This is a genomic window from Henriciella mobilis (assembly GCF_003576285.1).
In the GTDB taxonomy this organism is placed as follows: Bacteria; Pseudomonadota; Alphaproteobacteria; order Caulobacterales; family Hyphomonadaceae; genus Henriciella; species Henriciella mobilis.
This window is the reverse complement of the sequence record NZ_QWFX01000007.1, coordinates 23,018-48,917: the sequence shown is the minus strand read 5'-3', so window position 1 is coordinate 48,917 and position 25,900 is coordinate 23,018. Positions and strand designations below refer to the sequence as shown.

The following is a 25,900-nucleotide window of genomic DNA, read 5'->3' as shown; positions in this document are numbered from 1 at the left end:
TGCTCCTTAAACTGGTCGGAAAACTGGCAACAGCCAGCCATCCTGAATCGGGTTCCAGTCGACCTTGACCTTCATGCCAATTTCGACTTTCTCCGCGTCGATGCCGACAAGATTTGACACGAGGCGGGCGCCAGGGGCACCGTCAAGATCAACAACAACCGGGACATAGATGAGTGGCTCGCCAGAATATGGCGAGCGGGTACAAATCGCGAAGCTGAAGACGGTCGCAGTCCCAGGCAGCTCGGGCCAGTTCATTTCCCGACTCTGACACTCAGGACAATAAGGCGTCGGCGGCATACGGAAATGACCGCATTTTGCGCACTGGCAGGCCGTGAGTTTCTTCTCCCTAGCCATCTGCCAGAAGGGCTCTGTCGACGTGTCTGTGCTGATCGCAATCTTGTCGCCGGGCAGCAATTGCGCGGGTCCATATTCCAGAGACATATCAGGCCCTCCTCAGAATGCAGCCGGACACGGGAAGGGACGCTGGCCCACCGGTTACGAGAGCGAATTCGGCGTCGTCGACCTGATTCACGGCAACCCCTCGCAATTGCTCGACCGCCTCGCGGGTATGGGTGGCCCCGATAATGTAGGCTTCCGACAATTGGCCACCATGAGTGTTTACCGGAATCGAACCGCCCTTGTAGCGAATGGCGCCGCTCAGAACGAAATCATTGCCCTCACCCTTTTCGCAGAAGCCGTAGTCTTCAAGCTGCATGAGAACCATCGCGCTGAAATGATCATAGATCAGCGCCACGTCCATATCGGCAGGTTTCAATCCGGATTGTTGCCAAAGGCGATCGCCGATCGGTTTGTGTCCGGAGGATCCGAAATGAGGGTCCGGCATGCCCATCCAGGCAAAGGCTCGCCCCCATTCGCGCTGCCCGCCATGCGCTGCCGCGTGGATGAGGACCGGCTTTTGCTTCAGATCCCTGGCTCTTTCTGTACTCGTCGCGATCCAGGCCACCGCACCGTCCGTTTCGAGGCAGAAATCGAGTCTGCACAGCGGGTCGGCCAGCATCGGGCTGGCAAAATACTCTTCCTTTGTCAGCGGGGTCCGCCGCATCGCGCCTTCCCGGTTCAAGGCATTCTCACGCTGGCTGATGACGATTTCAGCAAATGCGTCCCGCGTCGTGCCGTAGAGATGCATATGCCGGCGCGCGAGGACGGACATCAGATGGCCCGGCCCGACAAGGCCGGAAGGCTGCAGGAACGAATTTTCAGGGCTGGGCGCGCTCGCGCCGAATACAGTGCCAAGGCGCTGCTTATACTGCTGCAACGCCATGACGGTAACGACATGCGTCGCATCTTCATTCATGATGGCCGCCGTGGCGAGGCCAACAGCTCCAGCTGCACCGCCGCCGCCACTCGTCAGCGCCGCGGTAAATTTCACCTCGGGAATACCGAGCATTTCCATCAGGGACGCTGTGTCAGCCTTGTCTCCATAGCCCATCTGGGCACCAGAATAGTAGGCGAATCCGTCAATCTGTTTGACCGAAATACCGGCATCGTCGCAAGCCTTCAGAATGGCTTCGCCGACCATGTCGTTGATTGTGCGCGGATGGCTCTGTCCGCGGACATAATAGTCCGTTGCCCCGACGCCGACGATTGCGCACCTGTCCTGATTGATCCAGACCAAAGCTGGCCTCCCTATTATCGGATCCTCGGATCACTTATATAACTAGGTTATAGATAGACAGAATGCGCTTTGTCCAGCGCTACACGCCAGAAATTGCGATAAATCGACCTAAGAGAAGTGAAGGCGGCGGTATTTGCCACCAAAGTAGAGCAAGGGGTCTCGCCGCGGCTCAAACTTTGCGCGAAGCACTTCACCAATCAGGATTTCATGGTCGCCACCGTCAACGATCTCCTGTTGGCGGCACTCGAAGTTCGCCAGTGCCCCATTGATGAGGGGCACGTCATGGTTCCCCCGCTGCCAGGGGGTTTGGGCAAACCTGTCTTCACCTGGTTTTGCGAAGGTGTTCGAGATACCTTGCTGCCCTATGTGCAACACGTTGACGCCGAAGTGCGACGCTGCTTTCAGGGAGCTGAGAGATCCGGCCGATTTGGCGATGCAGACTAGCAGTAGCGCCGGATCAAGAGACACTGATGTGAAGGAGTTGGCCGTCAGTCCGATTGGCGACTGTTCTCCAGTCATGGCTGTAACGACTGTGACCCCCGTCGCGAAGCAGCCAAGCGCATCCCGAAGGGTTCGCGCATCCGAACCGGATCTATACTCAGGCGTGAACCTCGGAACTCGCCGCTCCAGGAAATCGACAATCGCGGCATTGAAAAGATCTGAGCGTTCTTCTGTTACAAGATGACGCGATTCCTTGATCTCGGCGAATTCCGGATTCTTGAAGCTCTCAAGAAAACGAGTCGCAGCTTCATGTTCAGTAAGCTCTGAAAGCGCACCCCTGACGAAAAGGACAGGAAGCTTGATATTGGTCGCGCTGCGCGTGATGCGGGCCAGGGTCGACTCGATATCAAATCCATCCAGAAACCGAACATCCCAGGGCAATGATCCGGCGTCCGTTTCAGCGCGTTTCTTGAGCGCATCCGATATCTTCCGAGCCTTCCTCACATCTATTTCGGGCGGCGCATCAACCAAGACCAGACCCGTTGCAAGGTGACTGCCCTCTTCACCAAGTGCGACACTGGCGATCCAGCCGCCAAGCGAGGCTGCAACAATGACCGGCCGCGACCCAAGTTCATTGAGGACGGACTTGAGGTCGCCAACATACGCATCCAGATCGTAGCGCCCGTCTTCGGGCCAGTCGCTTTCACCATGGCCGCGCAGGTCAAGACTGATGACATAGCGACCGGCCTTGACCAGAGACTCCACGGTTGGCTTCCACATGTCCCGTGTCTGGCCTCCGCCATGCAACATCAGGACTGCGGGGTCCTCGGGCCATCCCTGCACATCCGCCTGAAGTCGTGCCCCTGCGAACCCGATATATTCCTGAAGTGGCATAAGATCTTCCTCCCTCATTCATGCTTTCGCAGATGCATCTCTGTTCAACCATTCGGTAATCATTCTGGACCGCCGCTTGATCATGAGACGAGCGATCTCCTCATCTCTCGCTAGTACAGCATCGCAAAGAGCCAACTGGAGCTCGCGGGCGCGGCGGCGATCTTCCACTGTCTGGAAGAAGCGCAGATTCTGTTCCTTGCGACCAAAGGTGTAGCCGATCTCGATAAACAGCATGAAAGCAGGGTTGCCGCTCATTTGCGCCAACAGCCTGGCCAGCTCTGTTTCCTTCCTGATCAAAAGGTCGGGCGTTTCATCAGTCTGCAGCGCGTTTTCTGCATCCGCTCTAAACATGGCAAGCTTCTGCCAAAGCCCGGCATCGGCACAGCTACACGCCGCGGCAGCCGCTTCTTCTGCGAGAGGAAGAGTGACCGCCTGGATATTTTCAATTGTCGCTCCTTTTAGCCGAAGATACCGGGCGGGCGCCCTGATCACATCAACAGCATTGGGGCGCGATGCAAAGAACCCTCCGCCTTGCCCCTTGCGAACGTCGATCATGCGGTCTGCCGCCACAAGCTTGGCTGCCTGACGCAAGGTTGGGCGGGATACGTCGAAACGAGCGAGCAGGTCTGGCTCGGAACCGAGAAAATCGCCCTCGCCAGCGGTCATGGACATTTCGGTGAGCTGGCGTGCGGTTCGCTCCACGAGCGAAAGCCTTGTTTCATCAGGTTCGTCAAACGGCATCATGCGATCTCCGATATAATAGTTACCTTTTAGGTGAGTGATATTAAATAATCAATGTTGATATTTGTGGAACTTAGTTATATTAGTTACCCATTAAGGCGGACTGGATGAACCGCCCCAACTAAGCGGAGTGTTCCATGCAACCATTCGTATTCAGCGCAGACAGCCATGTCGTCGAACCGAATAGCCTCTTTCTCGACGGACTTCCGGCATCGCTAAAAAAACACGCGATCCACGCCTACAAGAAAGACGATTACATCATCACCGGCACCGAGGACAAAACCATCTACCGACTCCGGGTTGGTAAGAAAGGCGAGAAGGAACTCGGCGACCGCGAGCGGCGCGGCGTTCGGGAAATTCCTGGCCGAATCCTCGACATGGAGCTGGATGGCATTGATGCCGAAATAGTGTTCCCATCGCTCGGCCTCTGGCTTTATTGCCTTGATGACCCGGAGGCTGAAGCTGCCTCGTGCCAGGTTTATAATGATTGGAACCATGACTACTTTGCCGACCATCTTGACCGGTTCGTCAGGTGCGGTGTCCTGCCAGTTCTAGATTTCTCCAACACGATGGCTGAAATGAAGCGCCTGGTCGGCATGGGGATCAAAGCGGCGATGCTTCCCGCAGTGACACCGAAAGCGATTGCCAAGTATAATGACCCTGCCTGGGATCCGGTCTTCAATCTGGCAGGCGAGCTTGGCATGGTCTTCGTGCTGCACACTGGCACAGGACTTGAAACCGTAATTCACGAGCGCGGGCCCGGCGCGGCCGTCATCAATTATTCAAATCAGATGAATGACGCCATCAACTCGTGCCAGTACCTCGTCGCCGGCGGTGTGCTCGATCGTAATCCGAAGGCAAAAGTAGCGTTTATCGAAAGCGGCGCAAGCTGGCTCGCAGCCGTTGCCGAACGCATGGACGAAGTCTACGTGGCGCACCATCATTTCGTGCATCCGAAACTTTCAATGATGCCGAGCGAGATCATCAAGCGCCAAGTATACGCCTCCTTTCAGCACGATCGGGCCTGCATCGTCCATCGCCATGAAATCGGCGTTGAAAACATCATGTGGGCGTCGGATTATCCGCATGCAGAAGGCACGTTCCCGAAATCCAAGGAAATCGTCGACGGGCTGTTCGCAGGCATCGATATTCCAGAGCGCGAAAAGCGACTTATTCTCGGCGGAAATGCAGCGCGCCTGTTTGGACTGAAGAATCCCGCTGTCGCCGATCTCGTTGCTAGCTGATCAAGGTTTTCGGGAGCAGTGGTTTCTCCTCCCGTCCGGTCTTCACTCTGATCTGCCAAGCGGCGACCTCCGGGGGTGAAGGCTATAACTCGATGGACCTGGCCTCGTGGGCCAGGTCCTTTTTTTGCTCCGATCATAAAGTTTATTCAGATGGCAACTGTCGCGTTCTCTTTTTCTTTAGCCCGCGCGACTGAACGTGCTGCCATGATGCAGGCAAATGCGCCAACGATCAGGCCACTGCTCATCGTCAGCAGAGCATATCGAAGCGAATTTGCGCCGAATGCCTGCGAATAGGCGTCACTTAGCGCACCAGCGACTATGAAGCCGAAACCAATGCCAGACAGAATCACGATGGCATTCATCAGCGAATTAATCGTCGCCCGCATGCGAACCGGAACCAGGGTAAATGTCAGGGCAATTGTTGGCGCCATCCATAGTGTCATGGCAAATTTGAGCACGACAAAACATACTATCGCAGCATAGGCATTAGGCAGGAGGGCAAACCCAGCTGCGAAAGGCACAGCGATCAGCAAGCCGCTGGCGGCAAGAATAGCATTGAAGCGGGGATGCCTGCTGCCATACTGATCCCCAAGCCAACCGGCCGTCAGATTGCCGGATACAAGTCCGGCAAGGATAGCCCAGCCAAACCAGGTGACCTCCTGCATGTTGAAGCCATGCACACGTTGCAGGAAGGACGGCCCCCACATCAGGAACCCGAACCCGGTCATGGGGACGGCTATACAAAGTAATGCGAGCCAGCGAAGCGCGGGGGTTCCCGCAATGATGCGGACAGCTTCGCCAAGAGGTATTGGAGCATCATCCGTCTTGCTCGAAGACGACGCTTCCAATTTCTCCTTCCGGCGTGGCTCCGCCGCGAGGAAATAAACCAGCAAGGCCAGCAGGATGCCCGGAAGACCGATGGCAATAAATGTGTGTCGCCAAGACAGGAACGTTGCCAGCCAAGCCGTCAGGACGACGCCCACAGACAGACCGATCGAGCTCGCCGCCTGGATCGTTCCAAGAACCAGGACTCTTCTGTTGTCTGGGAAGATTTCAGCGGCCAGAGCAACGCCGGCCGGTCCCGACCCGGACTCGCCGACCGCAATTCCCATCCGGGCAATCGCAATGTGCCAAGCGTTTGCAGCAAGACCGCAGGCGGCTGTCGCCAAGCTCCAGAAACCGAGACAGATCGCTATAACCAGAGGCCTGTCCGTGCGATCGGCGATGCGGGCAATCGGAATTGCCGCCAGGGCATAAATGACGCCAAAGACCAGTCCGCCAATGAGACCAAGAACCGTGTCATTCAGCACGAACTCGGTCTTGATATCTTCCATCAGCACAGTGAAAGCCTGCCGGTCGACGTAATTGATAATGGCGACAAGACCGATGAGCGCCAGCGTCAGATTTCGTCGAAAAGGCGATATCGACTTCGCTGCTTCGCTTTGTGGTCGCGCGGGCAAAGGCTGGGTCGCCATATATCTATCCCCCGATCTCTTTTAGGAGATCGCCAAGCAGATCCGCGGTCTGGTGCTCTCTCAGCGCATCTATCATGGTTGTTGCCCGGCGGCGGACCGCAGCATCGGCATGCCCGTACCCGCCTCGCGTATAAGTCTTCATGTGGGCATCCCACGAATCCAGAAGAAACAAGGCATATAGGCGGCGGGCGTAGTCTTCCTCCAGCTTCACGCCGTGGCGCTGCAAGGACATCAGGTAGGATGATATGAGCTTGTCTTCGAACTCTGCCCTTTGATCGCGAGTGAGGGCTGACAAAACAAAGTAAGCAACATCCCTCATTGCGTGCGACCGGAACACAACCTGCCAATCAAACATTCCGGCTTTTCCATCAGGATAGGCGAAACTGTTTCCAAGATGGCTGTCACCATGAATCAACGTCAACGGTTGGCTGTCCCACCAAGCATAGACGTTTCGAAATACCTCTGACCATGTTCCAAGCAGCGCACGAATATCTTCGGGTAGGGCCTGACCAAGATCCGTCTGCAGATAGGCGCTACGGGCCTGCACGAATGAAGCTTCGTGCCATCGCGCGCCGAATTTCAAAGCGCGGGGTCGCACCCATGCAAGGTCGGTTTGAAAACGGTCGGTTTCCCAATATCGCGCGTGCAATTCTGCGAGGGCCTCAAGAACTGCACATGCATGTTCGAATGAACAGTCATGATGCATCCAGTAGGGCGTCAGCCCCCGATCCTCGAGTGTCTCAAGCACTAGAATAAAGCGTCCGCCGGCCCAGGACTTCCCGTAAAAGCTCTGCGGCGCGAGATGCGGAATTTCATCGCGCAGCTCGTTGTAAAAGCGCACTTCCGCTTCCGCCATGTGCAGCATTGACAAGGTTTCCCTGAGATAGGGTTGAGAGGGCGTTGCCTTGATGAAGATAGACGCCGGCAATCCAGCGGCACGGCCCTGCGCATTCCAACTTAGATTCCATTGACGCCGGTCGGTCATTCCATCATGACCTTGCTTCTGCACGGCGTTCTCTAACAAGGCCCCGTCGACATTCCCTCCGATCACGTGCCCAAGCCACTCCGAAGAAATCTTTTCGGCCGTGTGAACCTCTTCGATATCAAGAGAGCGAGCATGGGCCGCTGCCATGTCAGCGACCTCCAGTCGATCAAGCGCCTCACGATGGAGCGCTTCTAGTAATTCTGGCGACATGACACAGCTCCCGATCTCAAAGCATGAAGGCGGGGTCTTCAGGCCCCGCCCTCTGTTCCCCCCGAAATTAGCTCCGGGTTACCGTTGGCCGAAACGGTAGGTCGCCGTGATCCCATAGGTCAAAGGCTCGCGTGGGATAACCGACGCATATCCAAGACCGCCGATCAGGAGCGTATTCACGTACGCGTCTTCGTCCGTGAGGTTCTTGCCCCAGACCGTCAGGTCGAACTGGTCCGTCACTGACAGAGTCGCCCGCGCGCCGAGGATGCCGGCTGCTTCGCCGATCGCTACGTCCGTAACCTGCGGCAAGGCCGGATTATTGAATCCGTCATAAGGGGTTTCGCCCTGCCACGAATAGTCGAGACGAGCTGTGAGGTGACCGAACCGGGTTGGTGTTTCGTAGATGCCAGCCAGGGTGAACATCTCCTCCGGGACATAGGTGAAGTTCTCGTTCGAACGATCATTGCCCTGCCCGTCCACGAATTTGTCGTATTCCGGATTGTTCAATGCAGCCGATGCCTGGAACGTGAAATTGTCACTGAGCAACGCCACCAGCTCGGCTTCGATACCCTGATTTGATGCTTCAGCAGCGTTCTCAAGCAATGTATAATTGATGCCTCGACCATCGGTGAAGATTGTTGACCGCTGCAGGTCCTGCACTTCGTTGATATAAGCAGCGACGTTCAGGCGAACGCGCGACTGCATCAGATCCGCTTTGAAGCCGACTTCGACCTCATCGACAATTTCCGGATCAAAGGGCGCCTGGGTTGCAGTACTCACGGCGCGAAGCTGCTGGCCACCGGCCCGGTACCCGTGACTGAACTTGCCATAGATGAGCCAGTCATCATTCGGACTATAATCCAGCCCGATCATGTAGGGCACCTCTTCAAATTCGTCCGTGCTCTTGGGCGCGACGCAATCTGGCGGTGTCGCGACATCGACCAGACAAAGGTTCACAGCTCCGGTGGCCCGGACAACCCGAACGCCCGACGTGGTGATCCCTTTTTCGTCTTGCGCGAAACGCAAGCCAGCGTTGAGGTTAAGCTTGTCAGTCAGCTCGTAGGTACCCTGAACAAAAAGTCCGAGGCTCTGATTGTCGATGTCACCAAAGAAGGTTGTATCGAGTGGATTGAGCGGGGTCAGCGCGATCGTCGTTGACGAATCAGTACCCCCTTCCTCGAAATAGGTTGCGCCGACAACATAGGAGAGACGACCATCAAACGCCTCTCGAGCAAGCTGGACCTCAGCGCTGAACTGATCGAGCTCCTGTGTCAGCGTCGTTGCGTGAACCGGCCAGGGCGAACCATCAAGGTCGAGCTGGTTCTGATTTTCAACTTTCCGGTAGCCCGTAATGAAGGTCACTTCACCAATGTCGGTCGACCACACCGCCTCACCTGTATAGGTCTCGGTACTGATATCGATGAACGGAGCTGCGTTGAGCGCCACCTTGCTCTTGCCTTCGCTTGGCCCGGTCAGGTCAAGATAATTGTCGACCGTAACGAATGGCGTTGGAATGAATGTACTGAGCAGGCGCGGGCCTGGTGTGGGAGGAAATGGATAAGCATAATCGGTGACAAAGACACCTTGCCTGGTATCTGAATCGTACCATTCACCGGAAACGGTAATGTCCAGGTCGTTGCTCGGCTTCCAGCGGGCCTTGATCCGGCCCTGCGTATTGTCACGGTTCTGGTAATCCTGACCGGTCAGCACGTCTTCAACATAGCCATCACGCTGACTAACTTGCAGCGCGCCGCGAACAGCAAACTTGTCCTCAACGATAGGAATATTGACGACTGCAGTTCCGGTCCTCTCACTCAGATTGCCAACACGTCCCTGCAACATGCCGGAGATACCGCCGCTGAGCACTGGATCGTTTGTATTCAGCAGCACAGCACCGCCAGTCGTATTGCGGCCGAACAGCGTCCCTTGGGGGCCTTTCAGAACCTGGACATTCTGAATGTCGAGCAGATCCTGGTTTAGGCCATATGCCCGTGCCCAGTAGAGCCCATCAACGTAAGTGCCGATGGACGGCTCCAGTGTCGCCAGAACGTCGTTCTGGACTTGTCCGCGAATGGAGAGAGCGAAGGAGCTTGGATTGGCTGTACCCGGCACAGTTGCGAAACCGGGGGTGAAGGCGGCAACATCCGAGAACTCGACAGCCCCTTGAGCCTCAAGCTCCGCCCCATCAAATGCCGTAACAGCGACGGGCACATCCTGGAGGTTTTCTTCGACTTTCCGCGCATTGACCGTAACCGTGCCCAGCCGGCGCGTCTCTTCGGGCGCACCATCGTCGCCTTCTTGAGCATGAGCTGGCGCAAGCGAGACAGTTGACGCCAGAACGGCCAGCGACGCACTGCCAAGCCATATTCTCAGATTTCTCCGCCCGGAACCGGTGCAAAATTCAACTGCAGTGTTTTGTTTAAAAGACATATTTTCCTCCCATGGGTCAGATCAATTGCCCGACCTTCACTACTTGTATAACTAGGTGTACCCTGCAAAACAAGACGCAACGTCAAGCAGGCATCAGTTTTCTTGTTTCGGCTGCGCTTTTTCGATCACACTTATTGCACGCGGAATATCGGCCAGAGCCCTCAGGACATCATTGAGATGCGTGCAGCCAAGTGTGCCGGGCAAGGTCTCGATCACGTCCCGACGAAAAGCGCTTATTCGCTTGCCGAGCAAACGTTCCGTATGCCCCACAGCTCCTGAACATGCTGCATAGGGCAGAATTCTTGGGTCGGCTTCGAGGCTCGTCAGTATGAGATCCCGAGGGTCTATCAGCGCATCAACCCGGTATTCGTGGACTGCAACGCGCCCTCCGCCAGGGTCGGTAGCGCGGTCCTGAAACCCTGTTTGGACCGCAATGCCGACACTGGTAGCCGACACATCCAACCAACGCGCCCGCCGCATGCCAACACCGGTCTGCCGCGGACAGACATGCAGGCCATCATGGTCGTCAGGGTTTCTCAGGTCGGGAACAGGCGCGGAGGACTGTATGTCATGTCGGGGCGTACCCTCTTCCGTCAACGATCCGGCACCCGGCCGAAAGCCAGCGCAGATACCAACCATTTTGGGCAGTTTCGGCCTATCTGAAGACGAGCGCGATTCCGCCCACAGGTCAGTCCATCTTGACCAAGCCCAACCCGCAACCAGGCTCGCTCCTGCGAAATCGTCGAGCAGCTGATAGATAACTTTTCCATCAGCCTGCTGCTCGGCGAGCGCTTCAGCGAGCAGGGCGCGCGAGTGCCCGCCGGCACGAGCCCCGACGAGCTGTTCAATGCCACCAACAAGCGGGTCGCACGCTATTTCCAGTATCTCTCGACGCGGCGATGCAGTGATGTCGAAGCGAGCTTCGTCGATCACTTCAAAGCTCTTGGCATCCGATCCCGTGACAATGTCGCGGCCCAGCCCGACCATCTTCATTGGTCCTTGCCGCCCCTCCGGCCAGCTGGTGTCGATCGATGTCGTGCGCCTGAAGGAGTTTGCCGACCTTGCGGGAATATGACCGCCGGGCGAACGAGGAGCTTGAGAAACCGTATCGGGCAAGTTTTTTTCTTCCATCAGCCTTATCTTGGTGCCATGCGAATGGCGCCATCCAGCCTAATGGTCTGGCCGTTGAAGTATGAGTTGCGAACGAATTCCATGACCAGCGACGCAAACTCTTCCGGATGCCCCAGTCGCTTGGGAAACGGAACTGAAGCCGCAAGCGATTCAAGCACCTTTTCCGGCACCCCGAGCATGGGCGGAGTACGGAAAATACCCGGCATGATGGAGTTGATCCGAATACCTTCATTCATGAGATCGCGAGCGATTGGCAGGACGAGGCCATTAATCCCAGCCTTTGCCGCAGCATAAGCCACCTGCCCGATCTGTCCGTCTTGCGCAGCGACAGATGCTGTCAGCGTAATGACGCCGCGCTCCCCATCCTCAAGAGGCTCAAGAGTTGCCATGCCGGCGGCGGTCATCGCCGCGCATCTGAAGGACGCTACTGTGTTCAGCTTGATAACCTGTTCAAACCTGTCTGTTGGACACCGCTTGATCGCGCCGGTTTCCTTGTCCCGTGAGATGATCTTGCCAGCATTACCGCCACCGGCGCATCCGACGAAGATCCGCTCCTGACCGTTGGCAGCACGCGCCTTTTCGAAGCCGGCTTCACAGCTGGCTTCGTCCATGACGTTCACCTCACAGAAGACAGCGCCGATTTCTTCGGCGGCAGCCATGCCTTTCTCGGCATCGATGTCGAAAATTGCGACTTTCAGGCCCGCATTCCTCAACGCTCTGGCCGTGGCATTTCCAAGCCCGGACGCCCCACCCGTCACAATAGCAGCCGTGTTTTGATCGACCTTCATTCAGCAGATCTCCTCGTTCACATTTCTCTAGTTATATAACTAGGTGCTACTTTTCGGAGTGGGGCGCAAACAATTTCTTGAGCGGCAACGTGGCAGGCTTCATGCTTGGCGTTCGAGGAATGTCATCGACGATGCGGTAGTGAACAGGCACCTGATAGGGAACCAGGCGCTCGCGCAGATAAGCGCGCATGTCGTCACTCTTCAGCGCCTCGGCCCCATCTTTCAGGATAATGGCTGCGGCAGGCACCTCGCCGAGACGTTCGTCAGGGACTCCGACAATTGCTGCTTCGCGAACTGCTGGGTGAGACTCTATCGCCCTGACAATGTCATCCGGATGAACCTTGAAGCCACCGCGAATAATCGCATTGTCAGCGCGCCCTCTGATGAAAAGAAATCTGTCTTCATCAATCACTGCCCGGTCCGTGGTCCGCAGCCAGGACTCGCCCGTCCCGAGCTGGGCCCCTTTGAGTTCCAGCACACCCTCTTGCCCATCTGGCAGGACCTTCCCTGATTCAGGCTCAACAATCCGAGCTTGCAAGCTCGAATGAAGCCGTCCGGCAGCGCCCTTCTTGTCTCTCCAATGGGCCTTGAAATCAGGAAGAGACCAGGCGGCTACGGCGCCTGCGAACTCCGTTGCCCCATAATTAGAAAGGACCGGAACCCCATATTTTTCGAGAAAGGTATCCACGACATCCGGCGATAAAGGCGCCGTTCCACTGATGATCGCCGACAGGCTTGAGAAGTGCTCCCGTGGGAGGTCTGCTTCAATCAGCATTCTGAGCGCGGCTGGTACGGCCGGGGCCACTTTGGGCCTATGACGGGTCACGGCCCGAACCCAGTTTTCCACTGAAAAGCGTTCAACCAGGCAAATCCTCCGGCCCGCCATCAGAGCCCCAATGACACCATAAATGCCACCGATGTGGGTTACCGGATTCAGTATCAGTGTCGTTGAAGAGCGAAGCTTGACCTCTTCATCAGGATCGCGGCTTTTGTCATGGCTCGCAATTGCAGCGAAGCTTGCGTCGAAGGCCGATCGGCTGAGGGGGACGCGTTTTGGTTTGCCAGTGGTCCCGCTTGTCAGCATTTCAATTGCGACATCCCCATTAGAACCAGCTGCCGCATTTCGACCAGTGCGCGCCAGCTTCACCGTCTCGAGGTCTGGAGCAATCTCAATTACGCTAGCATCGAGAAGATCGATCGCAGCCTGAACGCCCACCCGCTCGAGATCTGACGGCTCGCCAATAACAAGTGGAATATCAAGCGCCTGAATATCAGGACCCAGAGTTTCATCCGGATAAACCGGATTAAGAGTGACGAGACAACGATCCGACGCGAGCACCGCGAGTATGGATGCAACATGACCTGGTCGGTTGTGCAGCAACGCACCAATCCGCGCGCCTTGCGGGAGACCCAGTTCTGCAAAGATCACCTCAATGTCGTCGACTCGGGAAGCAAGTTTCCCCCAATCAATCCATTTTTCATTGAAGTCGATTGCCTTCGCGGCGCGATCAAGTGCCATGACCCGCCTCAGTCTCTCGGTTATCTCCGCCATATCTTACGTCTCCTGCCCTCGTACTACCAGCCTATACCTATATGACCTAGTAATCGAGCTATATGACAGGAAACATCGATGCCCCCGCGCGGACCGAAGGCTAGCCCTTGTCTATCGCGGACTGAAAACAATTGGCGAGCCACTGTCTTGTCGCTGGATCAAGCGGGCCGGTCATCGACGCGAGCGGCAACAGACTTCGATAGATAAAGAAGCCCGAAGCCACCATCATGACCCGGGCCGCGCGCGTTTCAGCATCATCTTCTCCGAGCCACGCCGATAGCGGCACGACAATCCGATCCTGCAACAAACGCAAAGCCATGGACTGCAGGCCCGCTTCGGCCGTCGAAAATATCAACATTGACAGGGGATTCACCCGACCTCGATCGGGGCTTAAAAAGGCGCTGACCACCTGCTCGCCGAATGATTCACGCGATGCGGGCATGAGGGGACCAGCATCAAGTGAAGCTTCTAGCGCCGCTTCGAAGAGTTTTTCCTTCGATCCAAAATAACGGCTGACAAGGGCGGGATTGGCTCCCGCCTTAGCAGTAATCTCCTTGAGTGATGCCTCTGCATAGGGCCGTCGTGAAAATATTTCCTGCGCGGCAGAAAGGATGGACTGGCGTGTCCGCTCAGGATTCCGCCGCCTGACACTGTCTTCCATGTTTGACCTGGTTAGATACCTATTGACCCGCAAGTAAATCTGAATTTACTTAATGGCACAAGAACGGGAGGGAGAACAAGATGGGCGCGATGCCAGAATCCGACATTCCTGAGCATGTCCCGCCAGAGAGGGTCGTCGAGTTCGATTTCTATAATGACGCACGCATCCAGAAGGACATTCATGACGGTCTGATTGCGTTGCGATCTGAAGCGCCCGGCCTGTTCTGGACCCCTTTCAATGGCGGACACTGGGTCGTTCTGGATACGAGCGCGATCTCGACTGTGCTTCGGACGCCGAAAGTGTTCTCAAGCCGTCAGCTTCAGATTCCACCTCGGCAGAACGCCCCAGTCATGATCCCGGAATCGCTCGATCCCCCTGAGCATTTGCTCTATAGACGCCTCATGATGAGCTGGTTTGAACCGCGCCAGATTGCGCATCTCAAATCTCGCGTCGATCACTGGACCAAACATTTCGTTGCAAACGTAAAGGACAAGGGCGGATGCGAATTCGTCGAGGCTGTCGCCTCCCGTATACCTGTTACGGTTTTCATGGAGTTCGTTGGCTTTCCACTCGACCGACATGAAGACTTTCGAAGTCTGATTGACGGCATGTTCAGGTCCAGCTCACCGGAAGAGTCACAGACCTATGCCATGAAGATCATGGGCGAGCTGCAGACCCTGATTTCGGCGCGCATGGACAAGCGCGAGGATGACCTTCTCTCTCGCCTCATCGACGCAGACTTTGAGGGCCGCAAACTCACATTCGAGGAGCTGATGTCGATCGGCTTCCTGCTGTTTCTCGCAGGGCTCGATACGGTGACCAATGCGATGTCATTCGGCACGCGCCATCTCGCCCGATATCCAGACTTCCAGACACAGCTTCGCGCCCATCCTGAACGATGCGCCGAAGCAGCTGAGGAGCTGCTGCGCCGGTATACATTTCCGAACCTGCCAAGGCAGGTCGCCAAAGATACAGAACTCGATGGCGTCGCGCTCAAAGCTGGCGAAATGGTTCTTTGCGTCATCGCCATGGCCGGTCTCGACGAGTCACTCAACCCAAACGCCACGGACGTCAGGCTGGATCGCGAAAAGCGCAACCATTTCGCATTCGGGTATGGCGGGCATACCTGTCTCGGCCGCCACCTGGCGAAAATGGAGCTTGAAGCTTTCTACCGGCATTGGCTCGCCGAAATTCCACCCTTTCGGATCGATTCCTCAAAGCCACCAAGCGGCGTTCGAGGCGGATCCGTTATGGGTCTCTCATCACTACACCTGACCTGGTCCTGAACCTAAACCCCATCATAGAAGAAACACCCATGCCCGATATAACCGCCCTGGCTCCGATAAAACTGCGCATCGGCCACACTGACCTAGAAGAAGGCTCTGGTGGCACTTATCAACACCTCAATCCGGTGACACAAGACGTGCAGGCTTCGTTCCCGCTTGCAGGAAAAAAGGAGATTGACGAAGCAGTAGCAAAGGCGGAGACGGCCCGCGAAGCTTGGCGAACGACGCCCCCCGAAGTGCGCCGGGACATTTTGTTCAGGCTCGCGGATCTCATCGAACAGAACGCCGAGGCCTTTGCACAGCGCGGCGCGATCGATGGCGGCACACCGCTTATCAACGGGTTACGGATGGTGGAAACATCGGTGGCTTGGGCCAGGTATTATGCTGGCTGGTGTGACAAGCTTTCAGGCGAACTCATCTCCACGCTCGATACAAGGGGTGAGTTTTCCTACACAGTGCCCGAGCCAAAGGGCATTGTCGGCATCATCATTACCTGGAATGGCCCCCTCATTTCGCTCTGCATGAAAGTTGTCCCCGCCTTGGCTGCAGGTAATTGCTGTGTGGTCAAACCGGCGGAACTGACGCCGTTTGCACCTGATCTGTTTGCAACGCTCTGCCGCGAGGCCGGCATTCCAGATGGCGTTGTCTCAATCCTGCCCGGCACAGGCGAAGCCGGACAGGCGCTGGTTGCGCATCCGAAAGTAGCGCTGATCTCGTTCACCGGTGGTCCGATCACGGCACGGAAGATCATGGCGACCTGCGCCGAGCACATCAAACCGTCGATAATGGAATTGGGTGGCAAATCCGCTTCACTGCTATTTCCAGACGTTGACATCTCGGCAGCTTGTCAGCGCGCCATCTTCTGGACGATTGGCATTATGGCTGGCCAAGGATGCGCGCTGCCAACCCGTCTGCTCGTCCACGAGGACGTCTTTGACGAAACCGTTGAAAAGCTCAAGGCGATTGCGTCTGGGTTCAAGGTCGGCGACCCTTTTGAAGAGGGCGTCTTGGTCGGCCCTGTGATCAACACCGCTGCCCGGGACCGCATCATGGGCATGCTCGAACGGGTCAAGTCGAATAACAACGGAAACATTGTCTTGGGAGGAAACCTTTGCGGCGGCCCACTTGCCGGGGGCAACTTCATTGAGCCCACAATCATCGTTGACGCTCCACTGGATAGCGAGATTTCCCAGCAGGAAATCTTCGGGCCAGTCTTGCTGGTGAACCGTTTCAAAGATGAGGACGAGGCAGTGGAAATGGCCAATGCAACGGCTTATGGACTAGCCGCCTATATCCAGACCAATGACCTGAAAAGAGCCCATCGTCTATCGGAAAGACTCGTTGCAGGGGGCGTCTACATCAATGGCGCGACCCAGATCAATCCACATACACCATTCGGCGGCGTCGGTATTTCCGGTTTTGGAAAGGAAGGCGGCCGCGCCGGGATTGATGCTTACCTACACTACAAGACCGTAACGATAGCCAACAACTAGGGCACCCTTATATGATCAAGCCCACCGCTGTTCATGCTGTGCGTTTCTTGTCGGCAATAGCCTGGCTGCTGACTGCCTTCATGACCGTCCGTGCAATAAGTCAAGCCGGACTATCGGGAGCCGGAGCGCTCTTTTTCGGCGACTTTGTCCATCCATGGCGCGGCCAGTTTAATCTGGATTTCGCATGGCATCTGGTCTTCATGGCTGCCTGGGTTGCGTGGCGTGAAACTGCTTCCGTGAAGCGTATTGTTTTTGGGCTGGCCTCTATCTTCCTTGGGGGCCTCTTTTCGTTCGCCTACATTTTCGCCGCATCTTTTGCGCCAAACGCCTCGATCCGTCGCTTGCTCGTCGGACCTCCCCTCACCACAAACAAAGGATAGCCGATATGGCATTTTCACTCGATCAATTCCGTGTCGACGGGCAGGTCGCCATCGTCACTGGCGCTGGCGGGCGCGGCAATTCAATTGGCCGGGCATATGCACTTGGCCTTGCCAGTGCTGGCGCGAAAGTCGTCGTCGCAGACCTTAACAAAGAAGGTGCGGCAAAGGTCGCCGACGAGATCAGGCAATCGGGTGGAGAGGCGATTTCGGTTCAGGTCGACATTACTGATCGATCCAGCGTGAACGCCATGGTGGCAGAGACCACGGCCGCATTCAGTGGGGTCGATATCCTCGTGAACAATGCCGCCCTCATGGTCGAAATTGTTTCCAAACCGGCCATTCAGATCGATCTTGAATCGTGGAACAAGGCGATTGCGGTCAATCTCACAGGGGCGCTCAACTGCTCTCAGGCAGTCGCGCCGCTTATGGCTGAACGCGGTGGCGGACGCATCGTTAACCAGGTTTCCGGCGGCGCGTTTCCCGCACAAACAGTGTATGGAATCACAAAGATCGCACTCGTTGGACTGACAACCACGCTGTCGCGGGAGCTGGGCAGCCAGAAGATCGCCGTCAACGCAATCGCGCCTGGCAATACCATGTCGGACGCGGGCGCGACCCTGACGCCTGAGGATTCGCCCTTTGTGAAGATGCTTGAAGGTATGGTGACGTTGCGACTGCGCGGTGAACCCGACGAACTGGTCGGTGCACTTCTTCTTCTTGTTTCTCCGGCCGGCGGCTGGATTTCCGGACAGGTCTTACACGTCGATGGCGGCTGGATCCTGCGCCCCTGACATGAATTGGCCTATGGATGCCCTTGCTGACAATCCGAGCGATCTACGCCGAGACAAGCCCCATAAACATACGCGGCGTAGTCGCTGGCGAGATAGGCCGCGAGCGCACCGAGCGCACGTAGCTTCTTAAGCGGTCCACCGTACGCATAATTGGTCGCGATCGCATTTGCTCTAAGCCTTGGGCCCGACAGTTCAACAAGCGCCTGCCTTACATCCGTCCCGGCAGGCTCGAGCAGCAAGAATGCACCATTCAGCTCCCTGTTCTCGAGATAAACCGTAAACGCCTTGCCATATGCGGTTGCAGCAACATCCTGGCCGCCAGATGCATGCAGGACGATGGTGACCGGGTCCCTGGCCGCCTTTTCGGCAGCTTCAATTGCGCCAAGCGCGGCGGCCGGGTCTGACGTGATGGGTCCTCGCGCGATCGTTGCGCCGGCCGCCGCTAACTCATGGGCGGCTGCCTCAACCCCATCTCCATGACCAACGACAACGCACACAGGATCATCAAGCCAGCTCGGAACTGTGCGGCTCATACCATTCCCCCATCAAGCCTTAGCCTTTGACCATCGATCTCACGGGCATAGGGAGAACAGAAAAAGGCAACGGCCCATCCGAGCTCGAAGGTCCCGCCGGCCCGGCCCACCAGACCTTCCGCGCCTCGGCTTAGATCAACCTCAATATGATTTATCCGAAATTGTCTCGTCCCGTTTGTAACCTGGTCCGATTTACCAGGAGACGAAATGATCACACAGTTTCGCATAATTCCCGGATCGGACGGATCCCCTTCAAAAGCCTTGAGGAATGCCGAAAGCACTTTGTCATCGACGTTAACTGGAACCATGTTGTTTATGGGTCCCAAGTCCCCGGCGGCCTTCCTGAGAAGGCTACTTGGATCTGCTGCCCAGACTGCCTCGAGGCTCTTTCGGCCATGCCCGGCCGCAATGCCCGAAACCCGTTTTGCGGCCGGTAGGTCGGGCCCGACTGCGGCGACCGATGCGCCTACAGATGCGAACGCATCGGCAATAGCCTGGGCGCTTTCGCTTCCGTCAGACAGGATCATCACAACGTCTTCGGAAAAGACCGCATCTGGCAGAAAATTGCGGTCCGGCCCAAAAGCGGGCGGGTCAAGTTTAAGCACATGTTCGCTCATCGCTTCCGGTCTCCCTTTGCTGGAATTTCGTGTTTAAAGTCCGCGCGCGATCAACACTTTCATGATCTCATTCGACCCGCCGTATATTTTCTGGATTCGGGAATTTCTGAACTGGCGAGCGATGGGGTATTCGTTGACATAACCATAGCCGCCGTGGAGCTGTAGGCATTCGTCAACGACCTCCCACTCGGTATCGGTCACCCACATCTTGGCGATGGCCGAGGTATCATTGTCGAGCGTGCCGGCGATTGCTTTCTCGATGCAATCATTCACGAAGGTTCGCGCTACGACCGCTTTCGCCTTGCAGTCGGCGAGCTTGAATTGCGTGTTCTGAAAGTCAAACACAGGCTGGCCGAACGCCTTGCGCTCCTTTGTGTAATCAATCGTCCAGTTGATCGCCTTTTCCATGGAAATCACGGAATTCACAGCAATGATGAGCCGCTCTCTCGGCAACTCGGCCATGAGCTGGAAGAAGCCCTTTCCTTCTTCCCCACCAAGTAGGTTATCAGCCGGAACGAAAACGTCGTCGAAGAAGAGCTCCGACGTATCCTGTGCTTCGTGACCAATCTTGTCGAGTTTCTTGCCCCGACGGAATCCTTCCAAGCCTTCGGTTTCGATGACCAGGAGCGAGACGCCACGCGCTCCTTTTGTCGGGTCGGTCTTGCAGACAACAACGATAAAGTCAGCAATCTGTCCGTTTGAAATGAACGTCTTTGATCCATTCAACCTGTAGCCATTCCCATCACGAACAGCCGTGGTTCGAATGGCCTGCAGGTCAGAGCCGGCGCCCGGTTCACTCATGGCGATCGCGCATACCCGGTCACCGGAAACGAGTTTCGGAAGCCAGCGTTCCTTTTGCTCTTTTGTGCCGTGGAGCTGGATATAGGGCGTGACGATGACGTTATGCAAAGTGATTGCAAACCCTTCCAGACCTAGGCGCTGGCAGGTCTCGCACAGGACGATATCATGGCGAAAGTCTCCGCCAGGTCCACCATATTCCTCGGGCACGCTAACGCCCAGAAAGCCGGCTTCTCCCACCTCTTTCCAGAATTCACGCTCGACCTGCCCATCCTCGACCCATTTGGACACGCGTTCCGGGGGCGCAGCGCGAGAAAAGAACTTCTGAGCTGCGTCTGCGAACATGCGGATTTCCTCATCCTGCATGAACGCGGCCTCGGGGAGTTTGAGATCGCTCATTCCGGTATCGCCTTCCTATCGCATCTATCGCGGCGGCGCCGCGACCAGTTTAATAGAAAGCACACCTAGTTAAATAACTCAATGCGCAAGGTAGCGCTAGTGGCGACGATTGCGCAGCTCGACCTTGAGCACCTTGCCGTTGTCATTGCGAGGCAACGTATCGATTATCTCAAGAAATTCTGGAATTTTCTGGGAAGCTACGCCTTGCGCACGGTAATGGGCCTGCATTGCGTCCAAGGTCATAGTCTCGCCGCTCTCCATCTCGACAAAAAGTTTGATGCGCTCGCCCAGACGGTCATCGGGGACAGCAACCGCCGCCGAATCGCGAACTCCTGATATCAACCGAGCGACATCCTCGACATCACGAGACGAGATATTCTCACCGCCCCTGATGATAATGTCCTTCTTTCGGTCAGTGATCAGAAGGAATCCATCCTCGTCCAGACGACCTACATCGCCGGTGCGATACCATCCCCCCGGAAGAAAGGCCTGCTTGTCGAGGTCCTTGTCCAGATAACCCAGGAAGCGTTCGGGCCCTCGCGTGAGGATTTCCCCGGGCTCGCCAACAGGCAAATCACTTCCAGCCTCGTCGACGATCCGGATTTCGTTTCCGTGCATTGGGCGGCCTTCGGTGTGGAGGCGCTTTTCCAGCGGGTCATCATTAGCCGCCATCGTCACGGTCGGATGCTCACTGGACCCGTATGAGTGAACCGTCACAATCCCTCTATCCTCGCACGCCTGGACCAGTGCAGCAGGCACAGGCGCCGCGCCAAGGACGTAGCTTTGAAGACTGGACAAGCTACGCCCATCCTCTTCTGCCGCGTCAAGCAAGCCAGCCATGTGGAACGGCGTACCGGACGATGTGGTCGCCTTGTGCGTCTCAATCAGCCTGGCGGCTTCCGCTGCGTCCCATTTCTCCATGACAATGAGCGGCGTACCGGAAACCAGAAAGCGCAGCATTTGCAAAGCGCCTGCGACGTGTCCGGGCGGCCAGGGGCAGAGGATAGTCTCGTTGGAAATGTCTGCGCGAGCAGCTTTTTGGGCTTCAATCTCGCCAAGCAATGTGGACGCAGAATGAAGGACGCCTTTCGGAGCCGATGTCGTACCCGATGTGAAGACCATGAAAGCAACGTCGCGACTCGACGTTTCTGCAGGCGTCGTTCCTGCGCTTTCGCTTTCTTCGAGCGCATGCCAACTGCTGGGAGCGGAAGGGTCGACGAGGAAACGGTGATTCAGCGCCGGCAAGTCTCCGCAATCTTCGAGGAGACGCGCATAATCGACGCCCCGATAGCTTGTAGGTGTCACGATGACGGATGCCCGCGACTGGCGAAGGATGAAGCTCAATTCCCGGGTCTTGTAGATTGTCGAAACCGGCATGAACACCGCTCCGGCATAGCTTGCCCCGATAAAGGCCGTCAGCCATTCAGGCCAGCCTGGAAGCATGGTGGCGACCACGTCTCCCTTGCCAATTCCCATGGATTGCAGGGCCCGGCCGACACGGCAGCCCTTCCGGTAGATGTCGACAAGCATCATCACGCGTTCGCCGGCGTCGGGTGAATGGAACCGGATCACGGCCTCCGGTTGCTTTTCAGCCGCCACCGCAAAAGCGTTTATAAAGCCCCGGTCAGTAGGCATTGATGGCATCGACGACGCGTTCGCCTTCGCCAGCTCTCGCCCAAGATGCGTGAGCGTTCTTCAGGTGCAGTCGCCAATGCGCCACGGCAGCCTCTTCTTCTTTGTCAGCAATCAGCTTAATAAGCTTGCGATAGGATTTGATCGCACTGTTAAGCCGCTTCTTACGCGCGTCCTTTTCAATGGGGTCACGTCGCATAAGGTCCGCTTTATGGTTGGCCATCAAATCCTGAAGCAGCTGCGTGATAAGGGTAAGAGTCTTGTTCCCTGTCAGCTTCACAAGCAGGCTGTGGAATTCCGCAACGCCTTTAGTAAAGGCGTCTATCCGTTCGTCCTCAATGAGGGTGACAAGGTATTCGCAATGCTCACTGAGGGCCGTCACAGCAGCCTTATTGTTTCGCATCCGGCAAAGGCTTCGTACCGTGAACGGCTCGATTGCCATCTGTGATGCGTAAAGATCTGCAATTGTTGTGCCCTGAGATTGAAGGATATAGCCTGCGTATCGTGCAGCAACTTCGACTTGAGGCTGATGGACTTGCGCGCCTGATCTGGAACCACGAGTTACGCTGATGAAGTTCTCAGCTTCCAGTATACGATAAGCCTCTCGCAGAGTCGGACGTGAAACGCCGAGTGTTTCCATAAGCTGCCCTTCAGGCGGCAGCGTATCACCTTCCACAAGTTCACCTCTGACGATTTGCGCCCGGATCTGGTCAGCAACGACTTCCGATGTCTTGGGTGTGCGAATACGCGGGGTTGTCCCTTTCCGGGCTCCGGTACGGCTACTTACTGCAGTCGTCTTGGTGACCATGTCTCAATTCCTTCCGCCATACCTGTCTATTAAGCAGCGCTCTTTCCGCTTTGTGACATAATATATATAACTAGGTCTAACAGCTTGATCGTTTATTTGCCAGTTTGTGGCGACGGGACAGTCCAGGGAGCAATAGCATGTCGCATCCAAGGGAACACGCCGCGCGAAACCCCGACCATCCAGCCGTAATAATGGCCGCGAGCGCAGATTGTCTGACGTATGGCGATTTGGAGGCAAAAGCAAATCAGGCCGCCCATCTTCTTCGAGAGCTCGGCCTCAATGCCGGCGACACGATTGCCATCTTCCTGAAGAACGGTGTCGACTATTTTGTAGTTTATTGGGCCGCCCAGCGCATCGGCCTTTATATTGCTCCCATTTCAACATCCTTCAACGCAGACGAAGCCGCCTACATCCTGTCCGACAGCGGAGCACGGGTATTGGTCACAAGCGCAGACGTGCAGCACGCCAGAAACCTGGCCGAAGACCATCTTCCCGAATGCGTAGAACATGTCTTCTCGATCAATGTCAGCCTCGCGGGCAGTGATGACTGGCATGCCGCGATCTCCGGACAGCCTTCGCATCCGCTTCCGAATGAAACTGCCGGATTCCACATGGTTTATTCATCGGGCACCACCGGCAAGCCGAAGGGCATTCGCCAGCCTCTGTCAGGCGGCCCCGCAACCGCGCCTCACCCGCTCGCCGAAAGGGCGAGGGAGAATTACGGCATAGGACCGGATACCGTCTATCTCAGTCCAGCCCCGCTTTATCATACCGCACCGCTGGCGTTTTCGACCTCATGCCATCGCTTGGGGGCCACGGTAATTGTCATGGAGCGATTCACGCCCGATCGTGCGCTTGCGGCAATCGAAAAATACAAGGTGTCAGTCACCCAGATGGTGCCAACCATGTTCGTCCGTATGCTGCGCATGCCGGAAGAGGAAAGGCTGAGCTACGACGTGTCGAGCCTGACAACACTCATCCACGCGGCCGCTCCCTGCCCTGTCGACATCAAACACCAGATGATCGAATGGCTCGGTCCCATTCTTCTGGAATATTATGGTGGCTCGGAGGGCAACGGATCGACATCCATCACATCTGAAGAGTGGCTTAAAAAGCCGGGCTCCGTAGGCAGGGCCAATTGGGGCACGATCCACATTTGCTCGGATGATGGAACGGAGCTGCCCGCCGGCGAACCAGGACTTATCTATTTCGAGGGTGGCTGGGACTTCAAATATCTGAACGACGACAAGAAAACCCGCGAGGCACGTCACCCAGATCACCCCGGCTGGTCGACACTGGGTGACGTCGGTTATCTTGATTCAGACGGATATCTGTTCCTAACCGACCGCAAATCGTTCATGATCATATCGGGCGGGGTAAACATCTATCCGCAGGAAATCGAAGACAGGCTGATTTCCCATCCGGGCGTGCTCGACGCGGCCGTAATCGGCGTGCCGAATGCTGAGATGGGCGAAGAGGTGAAAGCCGTAGTTCAGCCAGTCAATGCAACGGATGCGAACCCAGACTTTGCTGACGCGCTCATCGAATGGTGCCGGGCGGATCTGTCAACGGTCAAATGCCCGAGATCAATCGATTTCGCGGCATCGTTGCCGCGTGGCGAGAACGGCAAGCTCTACAAAAAGAAAATTCGCGAAGCCTACTGGGCTGGTCACACTTCAAGGCTCGTCTAACGTTCGGAGCCAGTGCCACCCGGCAAACAGTCCACGGATGCCGCTGGCTCGGAACGTTTTCAATTGTCACGACCTCCCCGTTCGAGCTGACAATCAGGCTAGCTCAGCTGCTCGCGCGGCGACTTGCGACTCCAGACCTGCTCTCTTGAAAAGCCTTGCGGCGTTTCCGCCAAGAATGGCCACAAAATCATCTGCACTAGCATCCGGATTTTCTTCCATCATCCGCTGCACAACATTTCTGGAGAACGGGAATGTCCCTTCAGAATGAGGATAGTCGGTCGCGAACAACAGGGCTTCAACGCCGACCCCTTTCCGGGTTGCGACTGATCCCACGTCATTCTGCAGGGCGCAATGAACCTGGTCGCGGATGATTTCGCTCGGCAGCCTCGACAGCTTCGGATGCACAACGGGGGCGTGCCCGTGATAAATCTCATCCATCCGCTCGGCCAACCCCCACAGCCAGCCCGCAGAATGCTCGGCAAAAAGGATATGGGCGTTCGGGTTACGGTCCAAGACGCCTCCAGCCACCAGCTGGGCAATGATGTCGACCGCGTCATTCATCTGGCGGGTATAGTTGAACATGGCACTGCCCGGCCCTTTCAGGGCCCTTATGTCTGTCACGCCGACGCCAGTATGGAATACAAGCGGAATGCCATGGTTGCCGGCAAAGGCAAAAATCGGGTCCCAACGCGGGTCATTGTAATTGTTCATGCCCTCCCAGAGGCAGAAGGCTGCATAGCCCATGGCGGCGGCGCGCTTGCATTCAACGAGGGCATCTTCAAAATCGATGCAGGGGATCATGGCGGCGGGCACCAAGCGCCCGTCGGACTCTGAACAATAATCCCAGGCCCAGTCATTGTAGACCTTGCAAGCTTCGCGCTGACCGTCGCGGTCAGCTATTCGTGGTAGCATCAGGCCGAGAGACGGAAAGACGAGTTCAGCATCAACCCCGTCTCGGTCCATATCCTCAAAACGCAGATTCAGGTCGCGAGCGCCTCGCCGTGTTGTATCGACTTCATTTGACATCGCCTGCTGAGCAAATCCGGCATCGCTCTGGCCGGTCTTGTGGCTATGAAAATTCGCTTTGACCTTCAGGATGACCTGATCTCCGATCCGCGTAATCCTGTAGTCACCATCTTTCTGGCCATTGATTGCATACTGTTTAAGCGAATCCGGCATGGCACGCGTGAAGAGATCGGGGGGCTCCGCAATGTGCGCGTCGCAGCTGAACACGAAAGGTCTCATCGGCTTTCTCCTTAGACAGTCAGATGACACCGGAAAGAG

23 protein-coding genes and 1 pseudogene are annotated in these 25,900 nt (G+C 56.4%); 6 read left to right on the top strand and 18 right to left on the bottom strand.

Features of this window, described 5'->3' with window-relative positions:
* Positions 1-6: 6 nt before the first annotated feature.
* From D1223_RS19045 to D1223_RS09115, 5 genes and pseudogenes are all read right to left on the bottom strand, one after another.
* Positions 7-255, bottom strand: a complete 249-nt coding sequence (locus D1223_RS19045) for a Zn-ribbon domain-containing OB-fold protein (RefSeq protein WP_233353109.1) — start codon at positions 253-255, stop codon at positions 7-9.
* A 9-nt stretch (positions 256-264) separates the two neighbouring features.
* A pseudogene (locus D1223_RS19265) lies at positions 265-354 on the bottom strand (zinc ribbon domain-containing protein); the annotation flags it as partial.
* An 88-nt stretch (positions 355-442) separates the two neighbouring features.
* The gene (locus D1223_RS09125; protein ID WP_119376140.1) at positions 443-1,636 is read right to left on the bottom strand and encodes a thiolase C-terminal domain-containing protein; all 1,194 of its coding nucleotides are present in this window, start codon (positions 1,634-1,636) and stop codon (positions 443-445) included.
* Between the two features lie 108 nt (positions 1,637-1,744).
* The gene (locus D1223_RS09120; RefSeq protein ID WP_119376139.1) at positions 1,745-2,971 is read right to left on the bottom strand and encodes an alpha/beta fold hydrolase; all 1,227 of its coding nucleotides are present in this window, start codon (positions 2,969-2,971) and stop codon (positions 1,745-1,747) included.
* Between the two features lie 18 nt (positions 2,972-2,989).
* Positions 2,990-3,715: a FadR/GntR family transcriptional regulator gene (locus D1223_RS09115; protein WP_119376138.1), complete on the bottom strand. Its 726-nt coding sequence runs from the start codon at positions 3,713-3,715 to the stop codon at positions 2,990-2,992.
* Positions 3,716-3,849: 134 nt separating this feature from the next.
* Between D1223_RS09115 and D1223_RS09110 the strand changes: the two genes are divergently transcribed.
* Positions 3,850-4,956, top strand: a complete 1,107-nt coding sequence (locus tag D1223_RS09110; RefSeq protein WP_119376137.1) for an amidohydrolase family protein — start codon at positions 3,850-3,852, stop codon at positions 4,954-4,956.
* Between the two features lie 146 nt (positions 4,957-5,102).
* Here D1223_RS09110 and D1223_RS09105 read toward each other — a convergent pair whose 3' ends face one another.
* From D1223_RS09105 to D1223_RS09075, 7 genes are all read right to left on the bottom strand, one after another.
* Positions 5,103-6,431, bottom strand: coding sequence for a spinster family MFS transporter (locus D1223_RS09105; RefSeq protein ID WP_119376136.1), 1,329 nt, complete (start codon positions 6,429-6,431; stop codon positions 5,103-5,105).
* Positions 6,432-6,435: 4 nt separating this feature from the next.
* A complete protein-coding gene (locus tag D1223_RS09100) occupies positions 6,436-7,626 on the bottom strand; it encodes a phosphotransferase (protein WP_119376135.1) in 1,191 nt (396 codons plus the stop codon).
* A gap of 78 nt (positions 7,627-7,704) precedes the next feature.
* Complete coding sequence (locus tag D1223_RS09095) at positions 7,705-10,056, bottom strand: TonB-dependent receptor (RefSeq protein ID WP_119376134.1); 2,352 nt, start codon at positions 10,054-10,056, stop codon at positions 7,705-7,707.
* Positions 10,057-10,149: 93 nt separating this feature from the next.
* A complete protein-coding gene (locus tag D1223_RS09090) occupies positions 10,150-11,187 on the bottom strand; it encodes a DUF2889 domain-containing protein (protein WP_119376133.1) in 1,038 nt (345 codons plus the stop codon).
* 5 nt (positions 11,188-11,192) lie between these two features.
* On the bottom strand, positions 11,193-11,975 hold the full coding sequence (locus D1223_RS09085) for an SDR family NAD(P)-dependent oxidoreductase (protein ID WP_119376132.1): 783 nt from the start codon (positions 11,973-11,975) through the stop codon (positions 11,193-11,195).
* 46 nt (positions 11,976-12,021) lie between these two features.
* The gene (locus D1223_RS09080) at positions 12,022-13,494 is read right to left on the bottom strand and encodes a class I adenylate-forming enzyme family protein (protein ID WP_158588441.1); all 1,473 of its coding nucleotides are present in this window, start codon (positions 13,492-13,494) and stop codon (positions 12,022-12,024) included.
* Positions 13,495-13,627: 133 nt separating this feature from the next.
* Entirely contained in the window at positions 13,628-14,188 is a 561-nt protein-coding gene (locus D1223_RS09075; RefSeq protein WP_119376130.1) for a TetR/AcrR family transcriptional regulator, read from the bottom strand.
* A gap of 80 nt (positions 14,189-14,268) precedes the next feature.
* On the opposite strand from D1223_RS09075, the gene D1223_RS09070 reads away from it, so the two are divergent.
* From D1223_RS09070 to D1223_RS09055, 4 genes are read left to right on the top strand one after another with little or no spacing between them, the layout of a single operon-like run.
* Positions 14,269-15,474: a cytochrome P450 gene (locus D1223_RS09070; protein ID WP_119376129.1), complete on the top strand. Its 1,206-nt coding sequence runs from the start codon at positions 14,269-14,271 to the stop codon at positions 15,472-15,474.
* 29 nt (positions 15,475-15,503) lie between these two features.
* Positions 15,504-16,967 carry an aldehyde dehydrogenase family protein gene (locus D1223_RS09065; RefSeq protein ID WP_199288205.1) on the top strand — a complete coding sequence of 488 codons (1,464 nt, stop codon included), beginning with the start codon at positions 15,504-15,506 and terminating at the stop codon, positions 16,965-16,967.
* Between the two features lie 11 nt (positions 16,968-16,978).
* Positions 16,979-17,347 carry a hypothetical protein gene (locus tag D1223_RS09060; RefSeq protein ID WP_119376128.1) on the top strand — a complete coding sequence of 123 codons (369 nt, stop codon included), beginning with the start codon at positions 16,979-16,981 and terminating at the stop codon, positions 17,345-17,347.
* A 5-nt stretch (positions 17,348-17,352) separates the two neighbouring features.
* Positions 17,353-18,138, top strand: coding sequence for an SDR family oxidoreductase (locus D1223_RS09055; protein WP_119376127.1), 786 nt, complete (start codon positions 17,353-17,355; stop codon positions 18,136-18,138).
* Positions 18,139-18,149: 11 nt separating this feature from the next.
* On the opposite strand, the gene D1223_RS09050 is transcribed toward D1223_RS09055, so the two are convergent.
* From D1223_RS09050 to D1223_RS09030, 5 genes are all read right to left on the bottom strand, one after another.
* Positions 18,150-18,671 (bottom strand): hypothetical protein, encoded by a 522-nt coding sequence (locus tag D1223_RS09050; protein WP_119376126.1) that lies wholly within the window; start codon positions 18,669-18,671, stop codon positions 18,150-18,152.
* Positions 18,668-19,288 carry a Rossmann-fold NAD(P)-binding domain-containing protein gene (locus D1223_RS09045; RefSeq protein ID WP_119376125.1) on the bottom strand — a complete coding sequence of 207 codons (621 nt, stop codon included), beginning with the start codon at positions 19,286-19,288 and terminating at the stop codon, positions 18,668-18,670. Before D1223_RS09045 ends, D1223_RS09050 begins: the two co-directional genes overlap by 4 nt.
* A gap of 33 nt (positions 19,289-19,321) precedes the next feature.
* Positions 19,322-20,485, bottom strand: a complete 1,164-nt coding sequence (locus D1223_RS09040; RefSeq protein WP_119376124.1) for an acyl-CoA dehydrogenase family protein — start codon at positions 20,483-20,485, stop codon at positions 19,322-19,324.
* A 96-nt stretch (positions 20,486-20,581) separates the two neighbouring features.
* Positions 20,582-22,120 carry a class I adenylate-forming enzyme family protein gene (locus D1223_RS09035; RefSeq protein ID WP_158588440.1) on the bottom strand — a complete coding sequence of 513 codons (1,539 nt, stop codon included), beginning with the start codon at positions 22,118-22,120 and terminating at the stop codon, positions 20,582-20,584.
* Positions 22,110-22,925, bottom strand: a complete 816-nt coding sequence (locus D1223_RS09030) for a FadR/GntR family transcriptional regulator (RefSeq protein ID WP_119376122.1) — start codon at positions 22,923-22,925, stop codon at positions 22,110-22,112. Before D1223_RS09030 ends, D1223_RS09035 begins: the two co-directional genes overlap by 11 nt.
* A 137-nt stretch (positions 22,926-23,062) precedes the next feature.
* Between D1223_RS09030 and D1223_RS09025 the strand changes: the two genes are divergently transcribed.
* Complete coding sequence (locus D1223_RS09025; protein ID WP_119376121.1) at positions 23,063-24,616, top strand: acyl-CoA synthetase; 1,554 nt, start codon at positions 23,063-23,065, stop codon at positions 24,614-24,616.
* Between the two features lie 93 nt (positions 24,617-24,709).
* Here D1223_RS09025 and D1223_RS09020 read toward each other — a convergent pair whose 3' ends face one another.
* Positions 24,710-25,861, bottom strand: a complete 1,152-nt coding sequence (locus D1223_RS09020; protein ID WP_119376120.1) for an amidohydrolase family protein — start codon at positions 25,859-25,861, stop codon at positions 24,710-24,712.
* Positions 25,862-25,900: the final 39 nt, after the last annotated feature.

Bases quoted from the DNA above. Each gene is read 5' to 3' on its own strand.
- D1223_RS09040 (WP_119376124.1), bottom strand. From the start codon at position 20,485: ATGAGCGATCTCAAACTCCCCGAGGCCGCGTTCATGCAGGATGAGGAA.
- D1223_RS09075 (WP_119376130.1), bottom strand. From the start codon at position 14,188: ATGGAAGACAGTGTCAGGCGGCGGAATCCTGAGCGGACACGCCAGTCC.
- D1223_RS09065 (WP_199288205.1), top strand. From the start codon at position 15,504: ATGCCCGATATAACCGCCCTGGCTCCGATAAAACTGCGCATCGGCCAC.
- D1223_RS09095 (WP_119376134.1), bottom strand. From the start codon at position 10,056: ATGTCTTTTAAACAAAACACTGCAGTTGAATTTTGCACCGGTTCCGGG.
- D1223_RS09090 (WP_119376133.1), bottom strand. From the start codon at position 11,187: ATGGAAGAAAAAAACTTGCCCGATACGGTTTCTCAAGCTCCTCGTTCG.
- D1223_RS09045 (WP_119376125.1), bottom strand. From the start codon at position 19,288: ATGAGCGAACATGTGCTTAAACTTGACCCGCCCGCTTTTGGGCCGGAC.
- D1223_RS09120 (WP_119376139.1), bottom strand. From the start codon at position 2,971: ATGCCACTTCAGGAATATATCGGGTTCGCAGGGGCACGACTTCAGGCG.
- D1223_RS09085 (WP_119376132.1), bottom strand. From the start codon at position 11,975: ATGAAGGTCGATCAAAACACGGCTGCTATTGTGACGGGTGGGGCGTCC.
- D1223_RS09055 (WP_119376127.1), top strand. From the start codon at position 17,353: ATGGCATTTTCACTCGATCAATTCCGTGTCGACGGGCAGGTCGCCATC.
- D1223_RS09060 (WP_119376128.1), top strand. From the start codon at position 16,979: ATGATCAAGCCCACCGCTGTTCATGCTGTGCGTTTCTTGTCGGCAATA.
- D1223_RS09110 (WP_119376137.1), top strand. From the start codon at position 3,850: ATGCAACCATTCGTATTCAGCGCAGACAGCCATGTCGTCGAACCGAAT.
- D1223_RS09115 (WP_119376138.1), bottom strand. From the start codon at position 3,715: ATGATGCCGTTTGACGAACCTGATGAAACAAGGCTTTCGCTCGTGGAG.
- D1223_RS09080 (WP_158588441.1), bottom strand. From the start codon at position 13,494: ATGGCACTTGATCGCGCCGCGAAGGCAATCGACTTCAATGAAAAATGG.
- D1223_RS09020 (WP_119376120.1), bottom strand. From the start codon at position 25,861: ATGAGACCTTTCGTGTTCAGCTGCGACGCGCACATTGCGGAGCCCCCC.
- D1223_RS09035 (WP_158588440.1), bottom strand. From the start codon at position 22,120: ATGCCTACTGACCGGGGCTTTATAAACGCTTTTGCGGTGGCGGCTGAA.
- D1223_RS09030 (WP_119376122.1), bottom strand. From the start codon at position 22,925: ATGGTCACCAAGACGACTGCAGTAAGTAGCCGTACCGGAGCCCGGAAA.
- D1223_RS09105 (WP_119376136.1), bottom strand. From the start codon at position 6,431: ATGGCGACCCAGCCTTTGCCCGCGCGACCACAAAGCGAAGCAGCGAAG.
- D1223_RS09070 (WP_119376129.1), top strand. From the start codon at position 14,269: ATGGGCGCGATGCCAGAATCCGACATTCCTGAGCATGTCCCGCCAGAG.
- D1223_RS09025 (WP_119376121.1), top strand. From the start codon at position 23,063: ATGTCGCATCCAAGGGAACACGCCGCGCGAAACCCCGACCATCCAGCC.
- D1223_RS09100 (WP_119376135.1), bottom strand. From the start codon at position 7,626: ATGTCGCCAGAATTACTAGAAGCGCTCCATCGTGAGGCGCTTGATCGA.
- D1223_RS09050 (WP_119376126.1), bottom strand. From the start codon at position 18,671: ATGAGCCGCACAGTTCCGAGCTGGCTTGATGATCCTGTGTGCGTTGTC.
- D1223_RS19045 (WP_233353109.1), bottom strand. From the start codon at position 255: ATGAACTGGCCCGAGCTGCCTGGGACTGCGACCGTCTTCAGCTTCGCG.